10 protein-coding genes and 1 pseudogene are annotated in these 12,693 nt (G+C 41.7%); 5 read left to right on the top strand and 6 right to left on the bottom strand.

The features are described from left to right. Window positions 1-26: 26 nt before the first annotated feature. Entirely contained in the window at window positions 27-1,277 is a 1,251-nt protein-coding gene (locus V7K45_RS04795; RefSeq protein ID WP_335000899.1) for a bifunctional sterol desaturase/short chain dehydrogenase, read from the top strand. Between the two features lie 258 nt (window positions 1,278-1,535). Here V7K45_RS04795 and V7K45_RS04790 read toward each other — a convergent pair whose 3' ends face one another. Both V7K45_RS04790 and V7K45_RS04785 read right to left on the bottom strand, forming a co-directional pair. Further along, on the bottom strand, window positions 1,536-2,879 hold the full coding sequence (locus V7K45_RS04790; protein ID WP_335000897.1) for a cytochrome P450: 1,344 nt from the start codon (window positions 2,877-2,879) through the stop codon (window positions 1,536-1,538). 170 nt (window positions 2,880-3,049) lie between these two features. Beyond that, window positions 3,050-3,298 (bottom strand): annotated as a pseudogene (locus V7K45_RS04785) (TetR/AcrR family transcriptional regulator); the annotation flags it as partial. Between the two features lie 111 nt (window positions 3,299-3,409). On the opposite strand from V7K45_RS04785, the gene V7K45_RS04780 reads away from it, so the two are divergent. Beyond that, window positions 3,410-4,792 (top strand): HlyD family secretion protein, encoded by a 1,383-nt coding sequence (locus tag V7K45_RS04780; RefSeq protein ID WP_335000895.1) that lies wholly within the window; start codon window positions 3,410-3,412, stop codon window positions 4,790-4,792. A 229-nt stretch (window positions 4,793-5,021) separates the two neighbouring features. On the opposite strand, the gene V7K45_RS04775 is transcribed toward V7K45_RS04780, so the two are convergent. Further along, on the bottom strand, window positions 5,022-5,927 hold the full coding sequence (locus tag V7K45_RS04775; RefSeq protein WP_335000893.1) for an amino acid ABC transporter substrate-binding protein: 906 nt from the start codon (window positions 5,925-5,927) through the stop codon (window positions 5,022-5,024). Between the two features lie 308 nt (window positions 5,928-6,235). On the opposite strand from V7K45_RS04775, the gene V7K45_RS04770 reads away from it, so the two are divergent. Beyond that, a complete protein-coding gene (locus V7K45_RS04770) occupies window positions 6,236-7,303 on the top strand; it encodes a DMT family transporter (RefSeq protein ID WP_335000891.1) in 1,068 nt (355 codons plus the stop codon). Window positions 7,304-7,565: 262 nt separating this feature from the next. After that, on the top strand, window positions 7,566-8,741 hold the full coding sequence (locus tag V7K45_RS04765; RefSeq protein WP_335000889.1) for a peptidoglycan-binding protein: 1,176 nt from the start codon (window positions 7,566-7,568) through the stop codon (window positions 8,739-8,741). A gap of 307 nt (window positions 8,742-9,048) precedes the next feature. Here V7K45_RS04765 and V7K45_RS04760 read toward each other — a convergent pair whose 3' ends face one another. The 3 genes from V7K45_RS04760 to V7K45_RS04750 form a co-directional block, all read right to left on the bottom strand. Further along, the gene (locus V7K45_RS04760; RefSeq protein ID WP_335000887.1) at window positions 9,049-9,504 is read right to left on the bottom strand and encodes a DUF2141 domain-containing protein; all 456 of its coding nucleotides are present in this window, start codon (window positions 9,502-9,504) and stop codon (window positions 9,049-9,051) included. A gap of 185 nt (window positions 9,505-9,689) precedes the next feature. Continuing rightward, a complete protein-coding gene (locus V7K45_RS04755) occupies window positions 9,690-11,243 on the bottom strand; it encodes an ammonium transporter (protein ID WP_335000885.1) in 1,554 nt (517 codons plus the stop codon). Window positions 11,244-11,293: 50 nt separating this feature from the next. Continuing rightward, entirely contained in the window at window positions 11,294-11,428 is a 135-nt protein-coding gene (locus tag V7K45_RS04750; protein ID WP_335000883.1) for a hypothetical protein, read from the bottom strand. Between the two features lie 709 nt (window positions 11,429-12,137). Here V7K45_RS04750 and V7K45_RS04745 point away from each other — a divergent pair. Continuing rightward, window positions 12,138-12,623 (top strand): glutathione peroxidase, encoded by a 486-nt coding sequence (locus tag V7K45_RS04745; protein WP_335000881.1) that lies wholly within the window; start codon window positions 12,138-12,140, stop codon window positions 12,621-12,623. Window positions 12,624-12,693: the final 70 nt, after the last annotated feature.

Below are 12,693 nucleotides of genomic sequence, written 5' to 3'. Positions count from 1 at the left end.
GATTAAGAAAACAAGTATAGACAAACATGATAAAAATGCTAGCTGAAAACTTGATGGGAATTGAGACAAGCTTACAAATTAATTGGGTTTGGCTAAATGCCAGCTTACAGTTTGCTAGTTGGGCAGTCTTCTCGCTTTTACTTGCTGAGATATTGAGAGACAGCTACCATGCTTTGTGTCACCAAGTCAGTTGGCTTGCTAAATGGCACAACAAGCACCACATGGCTTATCGCCGCGATTTATCAATAGTTTCCCTGAAAATTTATCAAGAATCCCAGCTTTATCACGACATTTTAGAGTCGAGTCTACTGCTGGTGGTATTGGTAGCCGTTGCCTTAATTGTTCAACAACTGGGGTTATGGCTGGGAGTAGCTTATGGTTGTACCTTTTTGTATGGCGCATCTGTGCGATATTTTCAGGGAAAAATTGATACAGATTACAACCACCTACCCGGCCCTTTAGAGACAATTCCATCCATTTGGTGGGTGAATCGGTCTTACCATTGGCGACATCATTTTGATGATGTTAACGCCTACTACAGTGGTGTCTTTCCCCTAGTGGATAAAATTCTGGGCACAGGACTGTCTCTTAAAGGTAAAACCATCGCTTTAACCGGAGCATCAGGAGCGTTGGGGCAAGCGTTGGCGGCTGAACTTGTCAAGAATAATGCTAAAGTCGTAGCATTAACCACTAATCCAGAAAAATTAGTAGAGCAAGTTGGAGTAAAGGTAGTTTCCTGGCAGTTGGGCAATGAAGCCAATCTGAAGGATAGTTTAGAGAAAGTAGATATTTTAATTATCAACCACGGAACCAATGTCTACGCCAGCCGCACACCAGAGGCTATCAACTCCTCTTATGAGGTGAATACCTTTTCAGCATTACGGTTGATAGATATATTTTTGACAACTGTAACAGGCCCACAAGCAAAAGCAACCAAGGAAATCTGGGTAAACACTTCTGAGGCTGAGGTTTCTCCAGCACTGAGTCCGCTTTATGAACTCAGCAAAAGAGCGCTGGGGGATATTGTTACGCTGAAGCGTTTGGATGGGGATTGTGTAATTCGCAAGTTAATTCTTGGCCCATTTAAGAGTCAACTGAATCCTTATGGTGTGATGTCTGCACAGCAAGTTGCACGTGCGATCTTATTTTTGGCACGGCGCGACTTCCGAAATATTATTGTGGCAATAAATCCTCTCACCTATCTGCTGTTTCCCTTAAAAGAAACTAGTACGTCACTATACTATCGAGTCTTCAGCCGGACAGCAAAAAGTAAATAGGAACGCAAACAATAGTCGAAAAAATGATTTTCAGGTAGTATGTCAAGTTCAAATTCATAGGTAAGCAAGTTTGTAGTAAGGACTTTAGTCCTTGTTTTCTAAGCACTAAAGTGCTTACTACAAACCCTCAAAAGTGAAAGTGAGCGCCTTAGCCTTGCAATAGTTTTGACAAACAAGGGCGCAGGCGATCGCTAAATTAAAACAGAATTTGGATAAACTTGAGAAAGCGATCGCTACGGAAGTTCTTACCCAGCAAGTTTATCGTTTTTTAATAGTCATCATCCGAACTTTACCATTAGGAGCAAGGGTAAATCCACGTCGTTGCAGTTTAATTGGTTTATTTTCCACTAAGGTAAGTTGATAATTAGATAAAACTGTTGCCAGGACTAATTTGATTTCTAACTGAGCCAGGGCATATCCTAAACAGCGCCGACTTCCACCACCAAAAGGAATGAACTCCCAAGGGGAATACTGGCGTCCTAAAAAACGTTCGGGATTAAATTGTTGCGGATTAGGATACAAGTCTTCCCGGTAATGCAAGAGGTAGATACTTGCCATTAAGGTTGTGTCAGGAGGAAACTGATATCCTGCAATATTTATGGATGATTTGGTAATGCGTGGGAAAAGCCCTGGAAGGACTGGATACATCCGCAGGGTTTCAAGGCATACTGCGCTTAAGTAAGGAAGTTGGGCAATTTCCATCGGGTTTGGATTTTCTCCCAAGCTGTCGAGTTCCTGCTGCAATTTTGAGAGGACATCTGGATTTTGGTGAATTTGATAGAAAGCCCACGCTAGCGTTGTTGCAGTAGTTTCATGTCCAGCAAATAAAATTGTGAGCAATTCATCTTTTAATTCATTGTCGGTCATTGCTTGCCCATTTTCATCCCGTGCTGCCATCATCAAGCTCAGAACATCGCCTTGGCTGTGATTGTTCTTTGTTCTTTTCTCTTCAATTTCTGCTTGAAGTAGCTGATAAATATAGTTTTGTCTACTTCTCATCTGCCCCCAAGGAGTCCATTTTCCCCAATCTTGTTGTAGGAATCGGAAAAATAGCATACTAGAGCGCAAAGGAGAATCAGTCATATCCAACCAACTAGTAAGTAGAGGTAAAATTAGTTGATAGCGTTCCCCTTCACTCAAACCAAAGACAATTTGTAAAATTACTTCTAGACTAACTTTCTGCATAGCAGACCGAACCACAAAAGGTTGATCGATTTGCCATTGACTGGCGATTTGCTCGGTAATTAAGCAGATTTGTTGAGCATAAGTCTGTAGCCTTTCTCCATGAAAGGGAGGCATTAATAATTTTCGTTCTCGTCGATGGCGGGCACCATCTATTAACATGAGAGAATTTCGCCCAATCAAAGGTTCTGCAATTTTATTACCACGACCAATATCAAATTTAGAATCTTGACTGAAAATTTCTTGAATGGCTTGGGGATGGCTAAGAATTACATAAGAACCGAGTCCACTCAGTTGCATGGAAAAAATATCTCCATACTTTTGACTATACTTTTGCTGAAATCCAATCGGATCGGCAATCCATCCGATCAGTTGCCACCACGAAGGGCTAGTAATGCAATTCGGTAATTGACTAAGCATAATATTTACCTGTGATTCCACTTCACAATCTCAAACAAATACACCTATTATCTCTGAGCGTTGAAGGTTGTCGGGTATACAACTGTTGTTTATTCAACGGTATTTAGAGACTGGCTCATGACCGCATTTATTAAGCTGTCTAGCAAGCGATCGTGCGATCGAGATGTATTTTCTGTGCAAAAAATACTTTGAAAACAAGCGAGGGTCAACCGTTCTATCAACGCTTTAAATAGCCCTTCTTTATCTTGAAAGTGACTGTATATTGTTTGTTTAGATACTCCAGCCGCCGCGCTAACACGATCCATACTTGTTTTAGCGTAACCCTTCTTCAAAAATACCTGTATAGCTCCTTGCAAGATTTGCTTCTGCTTGGGAGCGATCGCAGGTAAAAGATTTTCTAGTTGAAAAGTAGGGTTTATAAGTATGAAGAGTAAACTTTTTGACTTATATCTTGTATTATCATACTAGACAGTCTAGTATATGACATCAATTCTCTTAGACAAAATATTTTCACAATCCAGGGTGATACCATGACTCAGACTATCCCAACATCCCCGGAAAATCTCAAAGATGCAGTATCGAAGCAGCAAAGCCGCAAGAAACCCATCCTTTTAACGATCGGGGTGCTGTTGGTGGCGGGTGGTATTGGCTACGCGGTGTGGCGCTCTCAACCGCAAGTATCAGCAAATGTACTGCAAGTTAGCGGACGGATTGAGGGTTATGAAACCGAGATTGGGATCAAGCGTTCTGGAAGAATTGAGACAATTGCCGTGCGGGAAGGGGCAGCAGTTAAAAAGGGACAAGAGTTAATTAAGTTAGACGACACAGACGATCGATTGCTGCAACAACAACTACTTGGTAGTCAAGCGAGAGTGACATCTGCTAGGTATGATGAACAGCAAGCAGTTTCAGATGTAGAGCGAGTCACCAGAGAAATTCAAGAAATTAACAGCCAAATTAACGAAGCCAAACTGAATTTACGGCAGTCCCAAGGAGATACCCAAGGAAGAATTGAGCAAGCACAAGCAAATGTCGCAGCAGCCAAAGCCACATTAGTGCAAGCACAAGCGCAAGTTAAACAGGCAGCAGCAGAAGTTAATTTAGCAAAAATCAACCGCGATCGCTATGCCCAATTGGTAAAAGAAGGGGCGGTAAATCAACAACAATTCGATCAAGCCCAAACTACTCTAGATACCGCGATCGCAACCCTAGAAGCACGACAGGCAGCAGTGAATGCCGAACGCCAGCAATTAAAGGCTACATCAGGAGCGTTAACTCAAGTTAATACTACAGGTTTTAATCCTGATATTCGCAATGCCCAGTTAACAGCATTAGTCAGAAAGCAGCAGCAAAGTTATGCTCAACTTAAATCTGCACAAGCGAAAGTCAACTCTGCCCGTGCCAAAGTGAAAGATGCCCAGGCATCAAATCAGCAAATCCTCACCCAGATTGCAGACTCCAAAAAAGATTTAAATGTAGTTAGTCCTTTAGATGGAGTAGTGACAGCCCGTAATGTCGAACCAGGTGCAATAGTTAGCAATCAGACTAATATTTTGACAATTGTTGACCCCAAAACAGTCTATTTTAGAGGTTTTATTCCCGAAGGCGATATTGGCAGAGTGCGTCTAGGACAAACAACAAAAATCTTCATTGATTCTGCGCCGACAAAACCATTAGAAGGTAAAGTAATTGCCATCGATCCGCAAGCTTCATTTACACCAGAAAATATTTACTTTCAAAAAGATCGAGTCAGACAAGTAGTAGGAATTAGGATTAAAGTTCAAAACCCTGATAGCTGCTTTAACCCCGAAAAACCTTATAGGGAATCAGATTTACCCTGCGCCAAAATGGGGATGCCAGCAGATGCCGAAATTAATTTGAAGGCAGGAGGCAGGACAATACGGTTCGGTTAAAGAGCAAAGGGAAAAGGGGAAAGGTTTTCAATACATCCTTTACCCTTTACCCCTTACCCTTTCCCCAGACCACACTCGATTGTGAAAAATGCTTATCCGAACCGTATTGGGAGGCAGGAGGCAGGGGGCAGGAGGCAGGAGGCAGAAGGGAATGAAAGAGTAAATTACTACTTTCTCTCCAAACTTACCTCCATCATCTAATCTGCCAACCACTTAACCGGACATAATATCACAGGTCACTTTTAGGAATTTCCTCACGAAATTCTATGACCAATTGCATAGTTTCTACTACCAAATCACGTAAATCTCGATTGAGCGCTACAGCGCCTTGAGGGCCAAACCAACGGTCAAAAATAGTGACATATCGCTGATTCCCATTGACGAATCCTTGCATGAACTTTACCAGAGAATAGTTAACTGTATCCAAGAATTTGGAGTTATTTTCTGGCACCATGCAAGCGATGCCTTCTCGTGAATAGGGACGATCGGGTACGATCGCAAAAGCATCTGGATTTTTTTGCTGTTGCAGCCATCCCTCTAAAAGAATGCTATCGGATGAGAAAGCATCAATAGTATCTTGCTGCAAAGCTGCGTATCCCTCTGCCCTAGTTTTAAAATATACTAGCTTAACCTTGGGTTGTACATGAGCGATCGCCTGTTCATTTGTAGTTCCCGCCAGCACACCAATTCTTTTACCAATAAGTGATTCAGGAGAACCTAGATTACTTCCTTTCTTAACTAATAATTGGGTTCCAGTCGCACCATAGCTGACAGAAAAATCTACTTTTTTATCTCGCTTCCATGTAAAACTACTAGCATCACAAACAATATCAACTTGTTGATTAACTATTTTTGGAATCCGCTCAGAGGGGCTAAGACCAACTAATTGCAGTTTAATTTTTTTTCCTGTATCTTTTTCTAATTGCTCTTTAATCAGAGTCAGCATATCTACAGAATAGCCATTTAACTTTCCTTGACTATCCACATAGGCAAAAGGTAGCGCATCTCTACTAGTACCAGCTGTTAATACTCCTGTTCTGGCTACTTTTTTCATTACAGTCTCAGCAGCTACCACATTCGACATGAGCGTTGCAAACATGAGACTTAAAATAGGGATAGCAATTTTTTCATACATAAGCTTTAAGAGTAAGTAATTTTTTCAAAAATCAAATCTGAGTTACAGCGTATTTCTGGTACAAGCGATCGCACTAGTAGAGCATGGCGTAAATAAACATACCATTTCAAACGGTGCAAGAAGCTGGGAATATAATTCTTTTGACTTCCGCCTTGCGGTACTAGGCTCAGGCTGGAGAGATTTCACCGTCTCCAAGACGCTACGCGATAGTGCCAAGCACCCGCCAAAGGCGATCGCAAAACTACATAATTCGGTAAAATTGGGTAAAGCAATTTTTGCGCTTGTTAAACAAAGGTATCAGCAAACCCATGCAACTGAAACTCAGTGCATCTCGACTTCCCTTCGCCCCCCTCTTGTTAATCGCCCCCTTTTTCCTATGGGGGACGGCAATGGTAGCCATGAAAGGTGTGATACCCCATACCACACCGCTATTCATGGCAGGTGTGCGTCTGATACCAGCAGGGATGTTAATTCTGATTGCAGCAGCATTTATGGGTAAACCCCAGCCGAAGGGTTGGGCTACATGGCTGTGGATTGCCTTATTTGCCCTAGTAGATGGAACGCTGTTTCAAGGCTTTTTGGCAGAGGGATTAGTCAGAACTAGTGCAGGGTTAGGGTCTGTGATGATTGACTCGCAACCCTTGGCTGTTGCCTTGCTGTCGTTGTGGCTATTCCAAGAACAGATTGGTTTTTGGGGATGGCTGGGGCTAGGCTTGGGAGTCACAGGTATTAGTTTGATTGGCTTACCTGATGAGTGGATTTTACATTTTTTCGACTCAGGCGCAAATATGACAATCAGCAACTGGCAAGATTTGTTTGCTAGTGGCGAGTGGTTAATGCTGTTAGCAGCACTATCAATGGCAGTGGGAACAGTGTTGATTCGATTTGTGTGCCGATATGCTGACCCTGTAAGCGCTACGGGATGGCACATGATTTTGGGCGGATTGCCACTATGGGGAATTTCATCAGTTGTTGAATCCCAGCAGTGGGAAAATCTGGGAGGATCTGATTTCATGGCCTTGGGTTATGCTACCGTATTTGGCAGTGCGATCGCTTATGGGTTATTCTTCTACTTTGCTTCTAGTGGCAGTCTCACGAGTCTTAGTTCTCTTACCTTCCTAACACCCGTCTTTGCGCTACTATTCGGCAATCTTTTCCTCTCAGAAGTCCTCAGTCCGTTGCAGTGGGTAGGAGTATTTCTCACTTTAATCAGCATCTATCTCATTAACCAACGTGATACTTTAGGAGGACAAAACGACACAGTTACTGTCGGCGAGATAGCTAACATACAGCAACCAGTTTTAGAAGCATCTGCTAAAAAATTGAACCCCATCAGCCTAGCAGTTAGAGAATCTGAACCAGAAATATTACCCTAACTTGTTAAAATAATTAGTAATTTGTAATTAGTAATTCGTAATTCGTAATTCAGTGGGGAGATGAGGGAGCAGAGGAGAATAATGAATAACCAATGCCCAATACTTCGGCTCCTTTCGACTCCGCTCAAGGCAAGTCGCTCAGTACAAGTGCCCCATGCCCAATGCCCTATTTCCAATTAAAAATGATAGTTAACATTTGGTCGTCTAGAAGCTATTGTGGTATCGAAGATTTGAAAAGCACGTTCAGGCTGGAACTTGCAATATGAGGCTATGCCGTTCCTCAATTCTGATATTTACCTGTTTTTCTTGCGTGGGTTTTTACCCAAATCGCTCAAGTGCAGCTACACCTAACCTAGCACCTGAAATTTTAGAACTTGCACAAGCTCGTTCGACAGTTACTGCTAGTCCGGCTGTTTTGAGATATGGTAGTCGAAAATCAGATGTGCAGAGACTACAAACCCAATTAAAGCAGTTGGGGTACTACAGGGGTGTAGTAGATGGACAGTATAACGCCAGTACGGAAATCGCTGTAGCTAAATTCCAGAAAGTAAAGGGTTTAAAATTAGATGGGATTGCTGGCCCGGCGACTCAGGTGAAACTGCAAGCAGCAATAGAGGCTAAAAAGCAATTTTTCACCTCTCCAATAGTTACTTCTCCAAAAGTTACCTCCCCAATAGTTACCGCTATTGCTCCGACTTCTGCAAATCCCCAAGCATCCGAGAGAGGTTTTGTCTGGTGGTTACTATTTACCATTGGAGTTTTAGGATGTAGTGGCGCACTTTTTTATCTGCTGAGGTCGTTTCAGAAGAAAAAGCAAGTGCAAAAGTCCGAAATATCCGAGCCTAAAAGTTTGAGTGAAGCTAACAAAGAACTGATTACACCACCTTTGCTGGAGACTGTCACTAGTCTACAAACACCACCACCACCACCACAATTTTCTACACAATTACTGCTACCAGAAAAAACTTCCCGTCTTGCTAAACTCAATATCGTGGAGGAATTAATTCAAGATTTACGCAGTTCTGACCCAACGAAGCGGCGCAAGGCTATTTGGGATTTGGGTCAGCAGGGAGATTCGCGGGCAATTCAGCATCTGGTTGACCTGATAATTGATGCTGATTCTCAAGAAAGGAGCTTAATTTTGGCAGCCTTGTCAGAAATTGGCATCCGCACACTCAAACCAATGAACCGTGCTTTAGCAATTTCAATTCAAGATGAAAGTCCACAAGTGCGGCAAAATGCGATCCGTGACCTGACGCGCGTTTATGACATGATGGGTCAAATGAGTCAGATGTTGCACCATGCGCTACAAGACCCAGATGCCGATGTGCAAGCAACAGCACGATATGCTTTAACTCAGATGAATCGAATACGAATACGTGACTTGCCGGAGCAACAGAGTCTACAGGAAGATTCCGACCGTGATTCACAAGCATAGAGATTGGTAGTGTACTTAATACTGTTCGCTTTGTGCATTTTGAACTTTAAATTGGGTTTGGGGAAAAGGTTAAAGGGTAAAGGTTAAAGGTTTTTCTTTTCCCTTTTCCCCAAAACCCGATAAGTAAGCTGTTATGCATACAAGTTGCACAATTTAAATTGTGGGTAAGAACTTCAAACCCTCTCCCCTGCTCACCTGCTCCCACTTCGGCTACGCTCAGTGACCACCTGCTCCCCTGCGGTCTCAACGTGTAAATTAAGTACTTAACAGCTTATTGGCAGTGTACCAAGCTGAATCTGCTATCAGCTTAAAAGTATTTCAACTGGATGTGGATATTGGTATCTGGCCCTGCCACTAAAAATGCTGCTTCGCTAAATTTGGGCGCTCTTGTGCGAATTTCTGGGTTGCTGGAAAATCCAAAACCTTCGCTTGGTATACCAAAAATATTGCTATTGAGAGTGCGGTCATTATTTTGGTCGTGAAAGACAGCAACGGCGTAACTACCTGCTTTCAAGTTATCAAAGGTAATTGGTAAGGGATTTTCAGTAATCTTGGTACACTGCTTTTGTAAGACGCGATCGCCATCGCTAGGAAATCCTTCACTGCTAGCAAATATACTGGCACAGACTTGTCCTTTTTTATTCTTCAAGCCATCAATTTCCACGGTGAGTTTGCCGTTAAAATTTGCTTTGGCACTAAATGACCATGCCAAACTTCCCATCACTGCTAATAGCAGCATACTAACTCTTAAGCCTTTAAGCATAAAATTTTCACAAGGTAAAATGCGATCGCTAAATTATTGAAGGAGGCAGAGGGCAGGAGATTTTATACCCCCTACTTTTCCCCACTTGGGTAGAGAATTTGGCAAAATCAGTTCAATCAACTAATGGTGTATTGGTAGCTCAAATTTAAGAATATGCCAGAGGGTGAGCTAAGGAAATATTCTCCCTAATATCTCCCAATTGAGCTTTGTTCATCAGAAAATACCGTTGCATCACCTTCTTTGAGAAATCCACTGTAGGCTTCCATACCGTGTTCGCCGATATCCAAACCTTCTAATTCCTCTTCTTTGGATACTCTAATACCTAAAGTCGCTTTTAGTGCCAACCAAAAAATACTACTGAGTAAAACAGTGAAGCCAGCTACTGAGACAACGCCCAGCAACTGAACACCAAACTGTCCAAAGCCACCACCTGAAAATAAACCTTTTTCTGGGCCAAGTGTATACCAAGTAAAAACACCAGGGCCAACAGACCATAGACCAACTGCTAGGGTTCCCCAGATACCACAAACTAAGTGAACTGAGGTAGCTCCCACTGGGTCATCAATGCCAAGTTGGTCAAAGAATGTTACAGAGAAAACTACCAGTATCCCAGCAATGAAACCAATTACTAAAGAACTAGCGACACCTACGTAAGCACAAGATGCTGTAATCCCAACCAAGCCAGCCAAAATACCATTGATAATCATTGACAGGTCTGGTTTACCTAAGTACAACCAAGCTGTGATGGTGGCGGCAATTCCACCGCCAGCGGCAGCCATGTTAGTAGTTAGAGCAATATGAGCGATCGCACCAGGATCGGCAGCCATTACAGAACCGGGGTTGAAACCAAACCAACCCAGCCACAAAATCAAACAGCCCAACGTAGCAATACTCATGTTGTGACCGGGCATTGCTACAACTTGCTTGTCTTGATATTTACCAAGACGGGGGCCAAGAAATGCTGCCCCCATCAAAGCTGCCCAGCCACCTACAGAGTGAACCACCGTAGAACCGGCAAAATCCCAAAAGCCTCTATCTGCTAGCCAACCACCACCCCAAATCCAATGTCCGGTAATCGGATAGGCAATACCTACAAGTAAGAGGCTGAAAATTAGGAAGTCAACAAACTTAATCCGTTCGGCTACTGCACCAGAAACGATTGTTGCAGCCGTTCCAGCAAACACTAACTGGAATAAAAACTTGGCTGCTAAAGGTACACCAGCCCAATTAATGGCATTGAAGACACCTTTATAAGCTTCTCTTGTAGCGGGACTGTTATCTACTCCTTTTAAGAAAAACCCATTCAATCCAATGAAGTCATTGCCATCACCGAACATTAAGGCAAAACCGATTGACCAAAAGGCAACGGTAGACAGAGCAAATACAATCAAGTTTTTGGAAAGAACATTGACAGCATTTTTCTGGCGACAGAAGCCAGTTTCTAACATACAAAAACCAGCGTTCATGAAGAACACTAAAAAAGCAGCGATCGCTACCCACAGGGTGTCAATAGCAATTTTGAGTTCTGCTGTCGTTGGCGCTGCGGCTGGAGTTTGGGCAACTGCGGCATAACCCCAACCCAACACAATCAAACAAGCGATAGGTAAACAAGCTTGCCAACTGGGAGAAAGTCGCTTAATCAGATTAAATAGCTTGACTTTAGAGTTGGATTGTGAGTTGATAACGTAATTTCTTGCAGACAAATGCCTATTTTTTGTTTTCGATTTTTGTTTGTACATGAATTTGAGCATCATCCTCCAAACCATCCTTAAAAAAGGGAAAAAACAGGTTAAGCAGAAAAAACTACCGTCCGAATAGTGGGAGGATCTGCCACCTGTACAATTATGGGGGCAAAAACTGCAAACATCATTAAAGCGATCGCTAACGCCAGTAGGCGATGCCAGGCACAAATGCGTTTATTCAATGGTTTTTTTCTGCTGTCAAAGTAATAATTGATGTTAGTAATATACTTAGCAACATCAAATAATTTAATAATTCAGCTTTTCTTCAACACTTTTAAGAAATCATCATCTCATTCTCCGTATCAGTTATTTATTTTTTTGGAAACACACTTTGTCTAATATTAAAAACTCTGACTAAATCAAAACATAAACATTCCTTCACAGAAATTATGAGACGAGTTGCTGATTTCACTTTGGTAAATTTATACCTAAACCGATAAATTTGACTGATTGTCTATTTACTCAAACAAAAAAAACTGTATCATAAAACACATTTTTTTGGTTTTTGTGATGAAATATAACTTATGATGCAACAAAAAAGCAATTATATCTTTTATAGCTACGTATTTTCCGATACGATCGATTGGAAAATTCTAGATATTGTTAACTTTTTATACAAATAATTCATTCTTTCTGACTTTAGAAGGTATATCATTTCACAACTACAATCAAAATTTTGTATTAAAAGCAACGCATATTTCCCACACTTATGCTGAGATAGTAGCTTGGTAGAGCTATTTATCCAAGATACAGCGTTTTGCAACTACACGACTCACATAGAATTGTTACAACAAGGCTAACAAACCTAATTTCCTTATCCTTAAAGAAACCGAGTTTACAGTACCTGTAATATGGGAGACTTGGCAATATTCCCTATCAATCAGATTTCAGATGAATAACACAATTTCGGATATTGCAGTCAAGACCATCAACGGTGAAGATAAGCAATTAAAGGACTACACTGGTAAGATACTCTTAATTGTAAATGTGGCTTCCTTCTGCGGTTATACTTCGCAATACGAGGGGTTAGAAAAGTTGAACCAAAAGTATGCAGAAGCAGGTTTACGCATTTTAGGGTTTCCTTGTAACGATTTTGGAGCGCAAGAACCAGGAAGCAACGAAGAAATTGTGCAATTCTGTACGAGTAAATATGGTGTTACCTTTGAACTATTTGATAAAGTTCATGCCAAAGGTTCACAGCAGCATCCACTTTATGAGCGACTTACTAAAGCTGTTGAGCCAACGGGAGCTGTTGCTTGGAACTTTGAAAAATTTTTAGTTAATAAGCAAGGTGAAGTGGTAGCTCGATTTAATAGTAGTGTCCAGCCAAATTCACCAGAAATAATTGCCATAATTGAGAAAGAATTAGCGAAATAGTCATTAGGTAAAAATTTCTGTCCTGTTAATTATTGACTGTTAGCTCTGGGCTGTTAAAATTATTTACTTC

The sequence above is a fragment of the Nostoc sp. genome (genome assembly GCF_036917375.1).
Classification (GTDB): Bacteria; Cyanobacteriota; Cyanobacteriia; order Cyanobacteriales; family Nostocaceae; genus Nostoc.
Note: the sequence above shows the minus strand (reverse complement) of the source record. Positions and strands in the feature narration are given on the sequence as shown.